Consider the following 14,326-nt stretch of genomic DNA (forward strand, 5'->3'; position numbering starts at 1 on the left):
TTACATGTAACGTCTCTACACTGACAACTGACAACTAAAACTGATAACTGGTCGCCGTTTCTCTGCTCTCTTACTTATCATCTTGTCCTCCTGACTCTCGATTTCCACCTCCTGTCTCTGTTGGCAACACCTGAGATGTAGAACACGGATTGTTTTCTCCTGAAAATTCCTTGAATCGTCGATCTAGTTCAGTATTTGCAATCCAAGCATTGTCTCCTCGTTTTAATAGCTGGCGATCGCCAGTTGAAGATGGGTTAGAGGAGGTGAGTGCAGGGGTTGAGCAAACTTGGAGTTGCGTCCAAGCAGTACCTTGTTGCTGAGAAAGCGGTTTTTGATTGCTCAGGACTTTCACTATGCTCCTCGGTGGCAAAATCAACTCAGGCGAATTGGGTTGGTGTAAATCGGTAGAAGAGTTTGCCGATTCTGCTTGGCGCTTGAGGCGAGTTGCTTGCTGAGCCTCATAGATTCTTTCAGGCGATCGCGGGACATTGGTAGTATTGATACTGCTACCAGAAGTCACTGGTGATTCCTGTGGAGCAATCTGTTCCGTACCGTTACTACCTGCTGCTGTTGGGTTTCGCTCTCGCCAATTTTGGCTGTAAGCCAGCCACAGTCCTCCTGCCGCACTCAAGAGTAAACCAATTCCCAAGACTAGCGGGAGCAACCACTGCCGCGATTGTTGCGGTGGTGGTAGTGGTGAGAGTAACTGCGTATTGGCGATCGGGACGTAGTTCTCGATCGCATCTTCCGTTGGTGGTTCTAAGAGAGTTACGGCAGATGAAGATGAGCTGACTGCGCCATGACTCGTTTTGTCTAGTGACTGACTGTAACCAAGCGGAGTTTCTGGCTCCTGCACCTTCACCTGACAATGTACTAAAGCAACAGTAATATTATCGTGTCCGTTGAGGTTGTTACCAAGTTCTACAAGGTGCTTAGTTGCTGTAGCGACATCGATATCCCCATCTAAAATTGGCAAGATTTCTGTTTGCCAGCAGCGATCGACTAAATCGTAATCGCTCAAGCCATCAGAACACAAGAGGAATACGCAGTCTTCATCCAACACAAACCGCTGTACCGTGGGATGTACCGATGCACTCATGCCGATCGCTTGGACGAGAGAACCAGCCGAGGGTTGTTGTAGTGCTTCCCGATAGACAGCATAACCCAACCGTACTTCACGGGCAGCTACGTCATCATCTAGGGTGATTTGATGGCAACCCGTGCGCGTCACCCAGTAGGCACGGCTATCACCAACGTGAGCAATATATATTTCATGTTGATGCCCTACTGCCATCACCAAGGTTGTCCCCATTCGCTGTCTTCCTTGACGATGCTCTTTGTCGTTACGGCTACTGATACATTCGTTTGTCTTGCGCGTAAACTGTTCTAGAGCATGACTGAGGGTATTCGGGTCTAAACTTGCTTCATCTAGCGGCAGCTGTTGTACCTGATGCTGTAGCGTTTCGATCGCTAGACTGGAAGCAACGTTACCTCCTTCGTGTCCGCCAATCCCATCGCAGACAATTGCGATCGCTTTTGCTTCTGGTGGTTTAGCAAGCGTCGTACCGCTGGCTGGGTAGCAGGCATCTTCATTTCGCTGACGGCTAGGACCAGTATCGGTGCAAGTACTAATCTTGAAGCTCCGACTGGGGACAATGTCTCTATGCGTAATGCTTTGCCCTAATTCCAACAATCCTCGATCCAGACACGCTAGCAATTGCTCCGAGTTGACGATTTCTCCTTGTTGCAAATCTTGGCTCAACTGTTCTATAAATCCAGTCACGCTCGGTTGAGCCTCTTTAGCGAGCTGCAACCAAGATTGACCGAGTTGCGCTAGCGTGGGACGTTCGGCATCATCCAATTGCAATTGCAACAGCCTTAATAACGATCCTTCTACTCGTAGAAACTGGGGGACGAGCAAGCTAGAGGCTACGCCTTCACTAGATAAGGGTTGCCACAGTTGAGCAATTTGCCATAACCAATTGAGTTGGCGCAAGCTAGAAACGGACTGCCAAACAGCGGTCATCTGCGGCATCAGTTGTCCTGCTGTTGACACACCGTCGGGATAAATCGGCGCTTGTTCCAACAGCAAAATTTCTTTTTCGGGTGTTTCGCGATCGAGCGAGATTAATCCGTATACCTGCGGAACTTGGAGACGATACGCTACCAGTCTCAAATAAGGTCTAATTTCATTAGAAATATCTAAATAAGGAGAGTCTAGCAGTAAACCAGGTTGAGTATCTAAAACAATTCGCTCGGCTTTGAGGTAAAAGCGCTCCGCGATCGATGTTCCGATCTCGTGGAGTTCTGCACCTTGCCCGACCACCCACAAGTAACGTTTAATTAAGGATGTACCGCAGCGCTGACAAAACTTGTCGCCTTCAGAGTTGGCAGCCTTACACAGATCGTTTGGACATTGGATCGTTACCTCATTATTTTGCATAGCTGGCGCACCGATTAGCCATATTAAATCAATTTAAAACAGCAGACGTAAGAGACGATTAAACTGCTCATTCATGTTTATATCTCTATATTTAGCTTCCCGCACGGCAATTGCGCTTCTGTTGTTATATTTTTGCAAGATCTGGATGCAGTTGTTACCTCACTTCCACCCAGATGATTTGAGCATTAACTTTAACAAGCTTTGACTATCGATTGCAAACATGAATTTTGAATAAATTGTGATTTAATCGCTTGGCGCAAGCAGCTAAATCTGCTACAGTCCTACCCACTAGTGTAGTCTCTCGGATTCAGCCGAGTCTGATTCGCGATCTATCTACTACTTTAGCGATTTCAGTCCGATTGTTTAGCTTAGTACGCCCTGTGTTTAGAGCCGAGGCGAGCAACTTGCAGACCTAGCGTTTTGTAGGTAAGTATTTCCTACTTACGAAGGAGGCGATCGCGAACCGATATTCTTAAATTTTAAATAGTGAATTGGTCATTACGTTTTTAAGAGATTACAACAATTATGGATAACAACCAAGAAAAAGAAACGCATCGTGCAGTTAATCCTGGTGATGTTATCGCTGATGAAGAGCAATCAGTTGAAGAGAAAAAGCAACAACTTGCTGTAGATTCCCCAGATATCACTGGCGACCATATTCAAGTTCCTACCTATTTTGCTGTAGAAGAACCAGATGGCGAAGAAAAAGCTTTACACCATGTCAAAGACGCAGAAGAAATTTCTGATGTCATTCGCCAGTCAAGAGTTGACGAAAACGGCGAACGCACTTGGTGGTAACTCCCGTACTCGCTGTATTTCGCTTCAGAAAGAAGGTCTCTGTGAGATGAAAAGCAGTCACACTTGAGCGTGAAATAGTTATTTAAAAAAGGGGCGCATTGTGATGCGTCCTTTTAATTATCTGTTCCTTAACTCCTCTATCGATTATCTTCCACAGCAACTTGTGGTAGTCCCATACTGTAGTTGATCGCCCGACTATTCAAGTTGTAACTAATCCGACCGCTTTGTAGCAGCGATCGAATCAAGTGTTCCAAATCCGAGCCAATGCGGCGTAGATTGTAATCGGTCAAATCCGCGCCACTGTGAGACTCCACCAGTTCGTCAAATTTGCCGTATACCGTTTGTAACGCATCTTCATTCCAAGTTAATTCATTATCGGGGTCAACATCTAGCGTCAACACCTGATTGCTAGGAACGAGTTCGCCATCTTCATTAACTTCCGCAGAGAAAATCCGAACGTGGCGGGTTGTGGACTTAAGTAGCTGCTCTTCCATAAGTAGGGATTCTAACTTGACTTTATGGTATTGAGTTTATTCTATAGGAGTTGGTTAACACTTGACAGTTAACATCTGGCAGTAAACGCTCCGCTACACTCCGTGAAGACAGTTGTTGGTCAACTAGTCACTGATAACTGATAACTGATAACTGACAACTGACTACCGAGCAGCAATCATTCCAGTCTGACGAGCATAAGCAAAAATACCACCTGCATCAATTACAGGTTTAATCTCTCCTAGAGACTTTAGAGAATAGGTGTGGTCTAGCGTATGATTGATGATTTGATTTTTGTCAAAGTCAACCGTGACTTCTTGTCCAGTCACGAAGCGATCGCACAGTCGTTCGCCAGACTCCCAAGGATATAATTCGCCTGTAGAAACACAATTACGGAAAAATATTCGCGCATAAGATTGAGCGATGACTGCTTTCACTCCAGCAGCGCCAAGAGCGATTGGTGCATGTTCGCGAGACGAACCGCACCCAAAGTTTTCTCCAGCAATAATAATTGGATAGCGTGTTTTCATTTCATCGGTAGCAATAAACTTGCCGTAGCGATCCGGTAAGCCAATCATGGCGTAACTACCAAGCTTCTCATACTCATCCGGCTTGGAAGGAACTAGCGTTAAATATTCTGCGGGAATGATCTGATCGGTATCGATATTATCATCAACTACAAAAATTAAACCGCGAACGCAAGTACTCATTAACAGCAGTCTCCAAAGGCTCATACCATGATATTTTACTTATCCTATCGCTGGAAGAGACGAGAGAAAGCCATCGAGAGTTACGGAGAATTTACCATGACTCACGGCTCGCTTCGCGGGAAGACAAATTTTTAACCAGTTATCCTGCCCTAAGCTACTGAGACAAGCTTAAACTACCGAAACAACTTAGTGTAATTATTTATACTGAATTGATTGAGTGACAGATAAAGTCCAGAATTGGCACGGGAAGGGTTTCAGCTCAAGAGCTTTTCCGGAAAGCATCAGCAATATCACCAATACTGCTGTATGCAAATTTGTAAAAATTAAAACCAAATCTTATCCGTAGTGAAGGCAAAATACAAAAAACTATTGAAAGCCTTACAAATTCCTTACACAAACTTTACTGTAATTAATCTTAAAGGTTGAATAATAGTAGTTGTCTCTTAAATCGACTCCTAAATTTTCATCATATAACCTGGGCTGGCACGCGCCGTTTACTGTATCTATGAACGTATAACGAGATCGGTAAATGCAAATACGACATTCTTTACAAAACTACTATCTGCTACTAGCTGGAGCGCGATGCAAGCACTTTTTGCCTAGCAGGAGGTTTGGTAAAAAATACCACAGGAGGGAGACAAGAGCCAAGCACCGAGCATTAGTGGATGGGGAAAGCTACTAGCAATAACTGCTTGAAGATGCTTTCATCAGCATCAGCTAGAGTCTCAACTAAATATTTGGTAAAGCTAGCAATGCTCAGAGCTATGTATTTCTAACCCACTCCACTAGCAACTGCAAACCCAACTAGAATTTGTTTAAAGTCATGAATCCTGACGCAGCATCACATCCAAATCGACAGCTAGAAGTCGGTGTTTTCGAGTGTGAAATTCATTTGAAATTTCGGCTGATTGAAGAAAATTGTGTTTTGAACGATCGCGAAAAATTATTAGAACTCTTGATTGACGCATTTACAGCGGGTGCAGATGAATACTTAGAGCCTTTGCACTCCTGCGTGAAAACCAAAGAGATCTCTGAGCTAGAAGCCTCTCCCCACATGCGTCGTCAACTGATGCGACTGCGCAATTCTTCTAACCTCACATAGGCTCGATCTGCTAGAGATCGAGTGGAGCGAATTTTTTCTGCTGAAAGCGTTGACAGAACTCGTTAGATTCGCTAACCTAGATAAGGTTGAACTCAGACGCGCCCCCATCGTCTAGAGGCCTAGGACACCTCCCTTTCACGGAGGCGACGGGGATTCGAATTCCCCTGGGGGTATATGAAAGACAAGAGTGGTAGGAAAAACTACCACTCTTGTTTATTTGTGCTAAATACCCGGCGAGGATAAGTTAATCGACTACAAGCTAGCACTTGTGCCAAGACTTATTTCATCTGCTCCCTGCTCCCTACTCCCTACTACATATAACTCCTCAACGCGGCGGCGAATTGCTAGCAGGTTCGATCGCAAATCCTGCCGCAGGCGGCGCTCGACAATTGCTACAGGCATAGTACGCTTGGGCAATACTCGCACTGTATAACAGAGATTTGTGCCTGGATTTTCACAAACAAAGTAAGGTTCTAGCAGCCACTTCCCAGAATAAGCTTTTAAATCTCCCTCAACCATGTCGAAATGAATTTCGTGGGGAAATTTTTCTTCTAAATCTAAAACGACTCTGGCAGAAAAGTTGAAACGCAGCAATCGTTGAGTTCCAACTTGCTCTAGGCGAATGCCACCATGAGGATGAGCTAGCCGCCGACTCACTGCTAAGTTGGGAATAAAATCGGCTAAGGTGTCGTAGGCTGTCAAAACTTGCCACACCTTTTCTACGGGGTGGGAGATCTGAATTTTAGCGGTAATCTGGCGTTGGCGGTGTGCTAGTTCTTCTGTGTGTACTTCCACATCCTCGGTTGAAGATGCAGCATCGATGTCGTCGCCATTAGTATCATCAAGCTCGAAATCGAGATCGGATTCGTCGTACTGTTGAGTCACTGTTCGATGATAATTAAACTTTAGATAGTTAAACTTTAACGAGCAAAGGTCTGTGGTAGGGTGAGAGTGAAGCAGGTTTCGTAGGCAGCAGAATCATCGGTCGGACTGCTAGTTACTTCAATATTGCCATTTAAATGCTGTACTAAGCATTTTACTAAAGCAAGTCCCAGTCCAGTACCCTGAATGGCTTGCTGTGTCACACCTTGACCGCGCCTAAATTTTTCAAATATATACTTTCTTTCTTCTTCAGAAATACCAGCACCAGTGTTGGTCAGTTGTAAAACAATTTGGTTGAGCTGAAGATCGACTTGATGCGTGACTTGCAAAACTACAGTTGTATCTGGGTGAGAATACTTCCCGGCATTGGTTAAAAGTTCTTGAAGAATGCGGTCGAACGCTTCCTCGTCTGTTTGCGCTAGTAGAGAAGATTTTGGGATATCTAACTGAATGCTTAATCCTTTATCTAGCCAAGTTTGTTTGAAAGACTGAGATAAGGCTTGCAGTTTAACTTTGAGATCTATAGTTTCTAATTTCAGCGGCGCTTGGTTTGATTCAAGTTGCTGAAGCTTGAGCAAGTTAGCAATCAAGTTGATTTCTCGATCGCACTGTTCTTCTAAAATATCCAAATACTTAGCCTGACGCTCTGGAGTAATTCCTTGTTGCCGTAACATCCGAATCGCCAAACTCATGCTAGTCAATGGCGTACGTAACTCGTGGCTCATCGTACTGAGGAACTCATCCTTTAACTGATTGAGTTGACGCAGTTGTTCGTTGTGCTTGCGGGTTTTCTCATAAAGTAGACTTTGAACTTCCAGACTGCGCTGAAGTTGTAAAGTCCGGTCGTCTACAAGAGATTGTACCTGACGTAGCGTTTGGTTTTGAATAATTGCCGTCCCAATTTGGGCGCAAACCAACTCTACCAGCGATAATTCTTCTGGATGCCAGTGGCGATCGCCACAGTGTTGCAAAACTAAAAAGCCTAATACTGTCCCTTGGCTTTCGATCGGCAAAATTAAGGCAGAGGGAAATTGCGAAAAATCAAAAATTGGAGCTAAACAGGAAGTTAGATCGCTCAACTGTAGATCGCTTTGACTGGCGATCGCTACTGGTTGCGGTGAATTCATGAGCGCTTGTTGGCACAACCCACACTCGGAAAGCCAAAAAGACTGTTCGGCGATCTTGTGATGATGCTCTCCACAAGTATATGCTTGTACATCCTGACTCCATTCACTAGCAATTGTCGCTTTAGCTCTAGGTAGTTTTTCTCTGACTCTATTTCTGAGTTGTGGCTCAACATACTTCAATAACAGAATCGAACCGCGACTGACTGCCAAAGCTTGAGCTGTACTCGCGATCGCCATTTGCAGCAACTGATTCAGCTCCATCGAGCTGCGGCTAGCAACTGTTAGTTGATTAAGTAAAGCTTTAGTACGAGCAGCGGTCTGGATTTGCCGTTGCAAAGTAGCTACAGATTGGGCTTGGGCGAGGTGAGCGATCGCGATTGATAGCGATGTCATTAGCTGTTGAGCTGCATTTGCAGCTAACTCTCCCCACTGATAGACATCGTAGCAAAGTAAGCTAACAACACCACTGAGCTTATTTTGCTCCCAAATCGGGATTTGTAATACTGCTTTAATTGTAGGTAGTAGGTCTTTATCTTCTGTCAGCACTTCATGGGTGAGAGCATGAAGATTGTCAATTGCCAGCAAGCTAGCTTGAGCAGGAATTGTCGCTGCTAACTTTTGGAGTGGCTGAAGGAGCTTTTGCTGCGAAACGGGGACAGCAGCATTAAAATACCACGAACCAACTACCGATGTTTCCGTGACTCCTGGGGCGAACGTGATTATACAGCCATCGACTTGAAATGCTTCTCCAAGTAATTTGGCAATTTGCGTGAGTGCTGTTTCTGAGTCGTCAGAGTGACTCAATGCGACTTGAAGGATTTGTTGTCCCAGTTGAGCTAAGTCTTCTGCTGGCTGCATTCGTGTGAGGGAGAATTTGGGCGATCGCTCTGGTAAGGATGAGTTTGATGAAATGGAAACATTTTTCATCAGTGAGGTTTTTGTAGATGATAACCGGACAACTTCCGTTGATAGCGATTTGATTGTATCCCTACTCCAGCGGTTGATAGCAGATTTTTTATAAACAGTCCAGTCTTGGCTAACACGCTTTCTCACCTTAGATTACTCCTTCCTACTTAGGATGCCCAAATTAGCCAGAGCGCGACCAAGCAGGTACTAAATTTAAAAAAACTTAGAGCGACTTCTACTGCAACAGCAAAATTTGTATTTTCGATTATCTAGATTATCTTGCTTCAAAAATCGCTGGATCGGTATTTTCCCTGATTATAAAAGCTGTGAGTCGGAGGTACTCCGCAGATTCCGTTAGGTAATTTCCCTCCATATCTTAAGTATACATTTCGTACCATTCAGGAGACAGAATATACGGCTTATGGGGGGTAGGGGGATGTAAGAGAGCTGAAGGGGATAAGGGAGACAAGGGGGACAAGGAGGACAAGGGAGACAAGGAGGCTGAGGGAGAAAATACTGCTCCCTACTCCCTGCTCCCTGCTCCCTTTTATCCTGCCAAACTTTCCATACTTAAGGGTACTAAGTCGCCGTTGCTGGTAAATCCTAACATCATAGCCTCTTGTGGTTGGATTGTTTGTCCCGTTAAAACGCAGCGTTCCTCTGTTTGTGCTGTCGCTGGAATACTAGCGCGGATATCAGCGCGGGAAAATTTCGGTTTCCAATCACCTGATTTTTGCTGTACGTAATTCCACAGAATATCTCGGATCAAAGCTTGATATCCCTGATTGCCGGATATCTCTTTCAATTTCTCTTTTAATTCCCTCTCTAGACGGATGCTAGTAACTTCCATTTCTGTGGTAGGAATGCGAGTGAGTGTATGCATCATGAATTCTCCTTAAAAGATCTAGACAACTCAGTAATACAAGTGTAGTATCTTTAAAGTAATGATTAAATAACTCTCTGCATTAGGTGTAACTTCAGTGAAATCTTTAGGCTTCATCTCTCCTCTACTGGCTTGCGCCAACTGTCTCGGCAGTTGGGAATCAGTAGCGATGGCGGTGGAGTCTTTATTTGTAGGTGGTGCAGCCAGATTTTGGCGGCTAGGCGATCGCCTCAGTCAAGCACAATCCGCAAGAATTAACGATAATTTTGGCTATGGAAGCATCGGGCTGCATTCGTCAGAACCACTAACACAACTAGATAGCGGGAGGTACAGGTATAAAACTGTACCGTCATCAGGATAAAACCACTTACAGGAATTTCAGCCCCCGCTTCTGAATTAAGCAGAAACGGGGGTTTTTATTTGGTGTTTTCTACCTAGAAATTTCTCAATACAACATTTTTTATAGGAGGAGTACGGCTGTGATTAGCGCCAGTCAAGTGTTAGAGCAACCTGTGGTCGTGTTTTCGCAAAATTACCTACCCATTAGCCGCATCAACGTCAAGCGTGCGATCGCGCTGTTGATGCTGGGTAAAGCTGAAGCACTTGATTTTGGGCAAGAGACAGAATTATTTGTGCGATCGCCCAATTTAGTCATGGCTGTTCCCTCCTATATTCGTCTAACGTTTACCAGTACAGAACGAATTTGGAAGATTCCCCCTGTGAATCGCAGGGAAGTGTTACGAAGAGACAATTACGCTTGTCAATATTGCGGTAATAGCAAGCGCTTGACAATCGATCACGTCGTTCCTCTATCTAAGGGTGGATTACATACGTGGAATAACGTTGTGGCAGCTTGCGAACAATGCAACCAGTATAAAAGCGATCGCACTCCCCAGCAAGCAGGGATGTTACTGCACTCTAAACCTAAAGCACCGATTCATCCAACAGTTGCTTTTGCCGAAAAATTCTGGCGCTCGGAGCATCTCCCGCCAGACATAGGAGGAAACTCTATCTCATGCTGAAATTGAATTACACCGAAACTGGTTTTCACTTAGAGCATTTGACTCAATCCTTAGAAGAGTGGGTTGCAATGCGAGCCATCTTCGCCCTGCGCGTAGGCGAATCCATTTGTATAGAACCCAGTACGGCTTCATTTTTATTACCTGTCGATTTACCACAGTTAAATTCACTCGCAACCGCGATCGCCCGGTACGGCACAGATGAAGTTGCGCTAGAAAAATGCGATGCAGAATATGTGGAAATCTGCTTGCAAGGGTTTTGGTTAGCATCCGATGCTGAGAATGCCGCAGGCGTGTTTGTCACATCTTTGTCTTACGCGATCGAGTTGTTGTTATTTCATTTGTGGCAAGAATCTCAAATGAGCGCTGCAATGAGCGATCGCTAAGCAAGTCAAAAGTCAAAAGTTAAAAGTCAAAAAGAAGATCGATTCATGATGGATAGCTTTTTGGCTTAACTGTTCTTGCAAGTTGAACACAGCTAATTAGGGCGCATGGATTTATTTATGCGTCCTACTTACTGGTAATTGGTAATTGGTAGTTGGTAGTTGGCGTTCTTCTTTGCGTGTATTCTGTGAGAAACTACTTTGCGTCTTTGCGTCTTTGCGTGACACAGAATCATATCTATTGTTGATGCACGCATACCTAGTTCGATCTGTGATGCGATCGTGCCTGGATAAATAAACTACCAGTACCATCCATCTATAATACAATTCTGTAACACGTTGAAACCTAGTTTTTGCAATGATTACAGCCAATTTCCAAAAAAGTTTCTCCAACCCCTTGACAATTTTGTAGCATAGTTTGTAGTATAAACGTAGTAAATCAAAAGACAAATCTAATCCCGAAACGATAATGTTTTACATTCAGATAATAAAACGAGGTGAAAATTCATCTAATTTTCCCTGCGATCGATTTGATTCTGATTGCGATCGCACAGCATTAGAATCGGCACAAAAGAGAAATTCCCGCCGTGCAAAAGCCAAAGCCATTGAAACTATCCGTAATATTCAACAGATTTATTACTTAGAAAATCAGTGGTGTTTGTAATAGTTAAAAGCTTATTTTCCGAACCTTGAAAACTAAATATTGTCACCCATTTATCGGGGTGTAGCTCAATTGGCTAGAGCGTTCCGTTGTCTGCGGAAAGGTTGCGGGTACTCTTCGAGAAGGCTTCGCCTACAAGTCCCGTCACCCTGGTTTGATGTAGAGACGTTACATATGGCGTTTCTACAATCATCACGGCTGAGTACCCAAGTGGTTTAAGGGAGAAGTCTGCAAAACTTCTATGCGTGAGTTCAAATCTCACCTCAGCCTTGGGTAACGTCGCAGCGTAACTTAAAGGTAAAGTCCCAAGCTCATAACTTGGTATATGCGGGTTCAAATCCCGCCGCTGCTACCTCATGCAGGGATGGTGTAACTGGCTAACACGTCGGTCTCCAAAACCGAAGAATCTGGGTTCAAATCCCAGTCTCTGCGTTCCCTTTTATTAACAAGCATGGCTCCATCGTCTAGCGGTCAAGGACATCCGACTTTCTATCGGAGAACACGGGTTCGAGTCCCGTTGGAGCTTTTCTAAGGAGAGGTGGCTGAGCGGCTCAAAGCGTCCTCCTGCTAAGAGGAAACGGGCGATTAACGTCCGTCGCAGGTTCAAATCCTGCCCTCTCCGCCTTAAATCAGTTACCAGTTTTACAGTGACCAGTGACCAGTTTTTCAAGAGGGATGCGCGACCCTACTTGAAACTTGCTACCTGTAATACGTGGTTGACTCTGACTTCCACAGGAAAATTATTGTTTTCACTGGTCGCTGATAAATGGTTACTGGTCACTGTTCTCGTCATCCCCTGGTAGCTCAGTTGGTAGTAGCGCCTGTGTGAAGAACAGGAGGGCGTTGGTTCGATTCCAACCTGGGGGGCTGTCGTTGCCTTATAGCTCAATGGTAGAGCGACGCGCTGTTAACGCGGGGGTTGTAGGTTCGAGTCCTACTGAGGCAGTAAAGCCCTGTGGTGTAATTGGCAACACATCTGAATTTGGCTCAGATGACTCCAGGTTCGAGTCCTGGCGGGGCTGTCAAATTATGCTTGCCAACGTCTGCGTGCGATTTCAAATCTCGCCGTCCGCTTGGCTATTTATGGGAGTGTCGCCTAAAGGATCGGGCATCGGTCTTCTAAACCGATTTGTGTAGGTTCGAGTCCTGCCACTCCTGCTGATGGGTCTGTAGCTTAACTGGGAAAGCGTCTACCTTGCAAGTAGAAAGATGTGGGTTCAAGTCCCACCAGTATCCACTTTGGTGTCTGAAGTCGAAGCGGTCGAGACACTGGTTTGTGAAACTAGCCATTAGCGAGTTCGAGTCTCGTCGGACACCCCTTGGAAACTGCTGCTGAATGGTCGGTAACCTGTCTCGAAGGCAGGAATATAGCAGAGATGCTGTAGGGGTACTCTTCGAGAAGCCGCTCCGCGTCTACGATCCCTCCAGTTTCCGTGTGGAAGATGCTGCCTAGTGGAGGGCAACTTGTCCTGAAAACAAGAGCAGGGTAATACCTGGGGGTTCGATTCCTCCATCTTCCTTTACCCACTGGAAGCCAAAAAGTGCGGCGCTGTGCCGATAACGCAGAGTAGGAGGGGCAGTACCTCCCCAGTGGATGACTAATAGTAAAGGGGATATAGCTCAATCGGCAGAGCAGGAAACTCTTAATTTCAAGGTTGTAGGTTCAATCCCTACTATCCCCATTTTATAAAAGTCAAAAGTCAAAAGTTAAAAGTCAAGAGTTAAAAGTCAAAAAAAGATATGATATATGGCGACAAAATTTATGCTTTTAGTAAGAAATAGTGTAGTAAAAAAGCAATTAAATTCATTCTTCAGCAACTACCTAGCTTGGAAAACAAGATTAAACTGGATGAACTAGGCTTAAAAAGTTCTGATTAATAATGACACAAAAATATGTACAAAAAACAAAAAGAACCTAACTTATTAGGTGCTGGCTGGCAACCCCTAAATCGAGATATTGACCTAAATTATCTTTGGGAAACTTGGTTGAATAATCCGTGGGAAGTCTCTCATAAAGCTTTGAATGTAGTTAGCTATATGGCTGATGCACTGGGGAGAGAAAACTATGCTTGGTGGGCAAATTTTTTAAACTTATTCTACGAAACTACGCGAGAAGAAATTGATGAGTTCTGGAACTTCATCACGCCAGAACCACTTACGCCAGATTATCGGTATCGAGAGAGTTTATCGATTGAAGTACCTGTTGCTAAATCGGTGACACGCGATTTAATTCCGATCGAACAAGTTCTGTTAAAACTACAAGAGATTACGATTTTTAGACTCTTAAATTTTTTAGGTCGTCCAGATCTAATTACGCAGTACAGTACTGGAAAATATTTCTATTACCCACCAGAAAAATTTGTTGACTGGAATAAACTTAAAAGTATTGGTAGTATTTTCGCGTATTGGTCGGAACATGAAATTTGGCTGAGGATCGATCCGTTGTATAGTGTGGAGCGCGATCGCCGTTATACGATAATGGCAAAGAAACTCGCACCATTGGTAAATAAAGTCACTTACGATCTTGCCGTGATGTTAAGTGGCTACCAAAGCCGGATCGGACAAATTCACAGCCAATTTACTATTAATTCTTTTCCATCTGACGTACAAAGTTTTACTGATGCCGTTCAAGATAAAATTTTTACCCAAAATCAATTGGCTGTATTAGTCTATGGCAATCCTGGTACGGGCAAAACGGTTTGGGCGCAAGCGGTAGCAAAAGAAATTCTTGCACCATTGGGATATATTATCTTTATCCTCGACCACGCAGCTGTAGAGAATTTCGTTCCACCTAGCTATTTAGAACGAGTTTGCATCATTATTAGAGGATGTTTGAAAAGTTTTGAAGGGTGAGATTTTATGCCAGCCGCCTAACCATGATACGGATCATGGCAAGGTAGATAAAAGTCTCGGAGGTTTG

At 44.4% G+C, this 14,326-nt stretch carries 13 protein-coding genes and 15 tRNA genes; 22 read left to right on the plus strand and 6 right to left on the minus strand.

Annotated features, from left to right (window positions below):
• Positions 1-70 precede the first annotated feature (70 nt).
• Complete coding sequence (locus QH73_RS25145; RefSeq protein ID WP_052289809.1) at positions 71-2,443, minus strand: protein phosphatase 2C domain-containing protein; 2,373 nt, start codon at positions 2,441-2,443, stop codon at positions 71-73.
• A gap of 525 nt (positions 2,444-2,968) precedes the next feature.
• Between QH73_RS25145 and QH73_RS25150 the strand changes: the two genes are divergently transcribed.
• Positions 2,969-3,241, plus strand: a complete 273-nt coding sequence (locus tag QH73_RS25150) for a hypothetical protein (RefSeq protein WP_015156432.1) — start codon at positions 2,969-2,971, stop codon at positions 3,239-3,241.
• Between the two features lie 137 nt (positions 3,242-3,378).
• Here the strand turns inward: QH73_RS25150 and QH73_RS25155 are convergent, their stop codons facing one another.
• Positions 3,379-3,735 carry an NAD(P)H-quinone oxidoreductase subunit M gene (locus QH73_RS25155; RefSeq protein WP_015156433.1) on the minus strand — a complete coding sequence of 119 codons (357 nt, stop codon included), beginning with the start codon at positions 3,733-3,735 and terminating at the stop codon, positions 3,379-3,381.
• A gap of 162 nt (positions 3,736-3,897) precedes the next feature.
• Positions 3,898-4,443, minus strand: coding sequence for a LeuD/DmdB family oxidoreductase small subunit (locus QH73_RS25160; protein ID WP_039713859.1), 546 nt, complete (start codon positions 4,441-4,443; stop codon positions 3,898-3,900).
• An 823-nt stretch (positions 4,444-5,266) separates the two neighbouring features.
• On the opposite strand from QH73_RS25160, the gene QH73_RS25165 reads away from it, so the two are divergent.
• On the plus strand, positions 5,267-5,545 hold the full coding sequence (locus QH73_RS25165; protein ID WP_039713858.1) for an Npun_R1517 family heterocyst differentiation transcriptional regulator: 279 nt from the start codon (positions 5,267-5,269) through the stop codon (positions 5,543-5,545).
• A gap of 100 nt (positions 5,546-5,645) precedes the next feature.
• Positions 5,646-5,718, plus strand: a tRNA-Glu gene (locus QH73_RS25170).
• Between the two features lie 79 nt (positions 5,719-5,797).
• Here the strand turns inward: QH73_RS25170 and QH73_RS25175 are convergent.
• The 3 genes from QH73_RS25175 to QH73_RS25185 form a co-directional block, all read right to left on the minus strand.
• A complete protein-coding gene (locus QH73_RS25175) occupies positions 5,798-6,430 on the minus strand; it encodes an SRPBCC family protein (RefSeq protein ID WP_309476534.1) in 633 nt (210 codons plus the stop codon).
• A gap of 35 nt (positions 6,431-6,465) precedes the next feature.
• A complete protein-coding gene (locus QH73_RS29250) occupies positions 6,466-8,607 on the minus strand; it encodes a GAF domain-containing sensor histidine kinase (RefSeq protein WP_132867537.1) in 2,142 nt (713 codons plus the stop codon).
• A 400-nt stretch (positions 8,608-9,007) separates the two neighbouring features.
• Positions 9,008-9,343, minus strand: coding sequence for a ribbon-helix-helix domain-containing protein (locus QH73_RS25185; RefSeq protein ID WP_039714601.1), 336 nt, complete (start codon positions 9,341-9,343; stop codon positions 9,008-9,010).
• 97 nt (positions 9,344-9,440) lie between these two features.
• Between QH73_RS25185 and QH73_RS25190 the strand changes: the two genes are divergently transcribed.
• From QH73_RS25190 to QH73_RS25280, 19 genes are all read left to right on the plus strand, one after another.
• Positions 9,441-9,704, plus strand: coding sequence for a hypothetical protein (locus tag QH73_RS25190; RefSeq protein WP_132867538.1), 264 nt, complete (start codon positions 9,441-9,443; stop codon positions 9,702-9,704).
• A gap of 118 nt (positions 9,705-9,822) precedes the next feature.
• Entirely contained in the window at positions 9,823-10,365 is a 543-nt protein-coding gene (locus QH73_RS25195) for an HNH endonuclease (RefSeq protein WP_039713856.1), read from the plus strand.
• Positions 10,359-10,748 carry an alr0857 family protein gene (locus QH73_RS25200; protein WP_039713855.1) on the plus strand — a complete coding sequence of 130 codons (390 nt, stop codon included), beginning with the start codon at positions 10,359-10,361 and terminating at the stop codon, positions 10,746-10,748. The genes QH73_RS25195 and QH73_RS25200 overlap by 7 nt, the downstream gene beginning before the upstream one ends.
• Before the next feature lie 466 nt (positions 10,749-11,214).
• Positions 11,215-11,409, plus strand: coding sequence for a hypothetical protein (locus tag QH73_RS25205; RefSeq protein WP_132867539.1), 195 nt, complete (start codon positions 11,215-11,217; stop codon positions 11,407-11,409).
• A 54-nt stretch (positions 11,410-11,463) separates the two neighbouring features.
• Positions 11,464-11,559: transfer RNA gene (locus QH73_RS25210), tRNA-Asp, on the plus strand.
• Between the two features lie 43 nt (positions 11,560-11,602).
• Positions 11,603-11,676: transfer RNA gene (locus tag QH73_RS25215), tRNA-Cys, on the plus strand.
• Positions 11,677-11,686: 10 nt separating this feature from the next.
• Positions 11,687-11,758: transfer RNA gene (locus tag QH73_RS25220), tRNA-Ile, on the plus strand.
• Positions 11,759-11,764: 6 nt separating this feature from the next.
• Positions 11,765-11,838: transfer RNA gene (locus QH73_RS25225), tRNA-Trp, on the plus strand.
• 21 nt (positions 11,839-11,859) lie between these two features.
• A tRNA-Glu gene (locus QH73_RS25230) sits at positions 11,860-11,932 on the plus strand.
• 6 nt (positions 11,933-11,938) lie between these two features.
• Positions 11,939-12,028 (plus strand) — tRNA-Ser (locus tag QH73_RS25235).
• A gap of 171 nt (positions 12,029-12,199) precedes the next feature.
• Positions 12,200-12,273, plus strand: a tRNA-Phe gene (locus QH73_RS25240).
• Positions 12,274-12,280: 7 nt separating this feature from the next.
• Positions 12,281-12,352 (plus strand) — tRNA-Asn (locus QH73_RS25245).
• A gap of 3 nt (positions 12,353-12,355) precedes the next feature.
• A tRNA-Gln gene (locus QH73_RS25250) sits at positions 12,356-12,428 on the plus strand.
• 63 nt (positions 12,429-12,491) lie between these two features.
• Positions 12,492-12,564: transfer RNA gene (locus QH73_RS25255), tRNA-Arg, on the plus strand.
• Positions 12,565-12,569: 5 nt separating this feature from the next.
• A tRNA-Ala gene (locus QH73_RS25260) sits at positions 12,570-12,643 on the plus strand.
• Positions 12,644-12,648: 5 nt separating this feature from the next.
• Positions 12,649-12,723, plus strand: a tRNA-His gene (locus QH73_RS25265).
• Between the two features lie 120 nt (positions 12,724-12,843).
• Positions 12,844-12,926: transfer RNA gene (locus tag QH73_RS25270), tRNA-Ser, on the plus strand.
• An 89-nt stretch (positions 12,927-13,015) separates the two neighbouring features.
• Positions 13,016-13,088 (plus strand) — tRNA-Lys (locus QH73_RS25275).
• 211 nt (positions 13,089-13,299) lie between these two features.
• Positions 13,300-14,259, plus strand: coding sequence for an AAA family ATPase (locus tag QH73_RS25280; RefSeq protein ID WP_236147172.1), 960 nt, complete (start codon positions 13,300-13,302; stop codon positions 14,257-14,259).
• Positions 14,260-14,326: the final 67 nt, after the last annotated feature.

The organism is Scytonema millei VB511283, from assembly GCF_000817735.3.
GTDB lineage: Bacteria > Cyanobacteriota > Cyanobacteriia > Cyanobacteriales > Chroococcidiopsidaceae > Chroococcidiopsis > Chroococcidiopsis millei_B.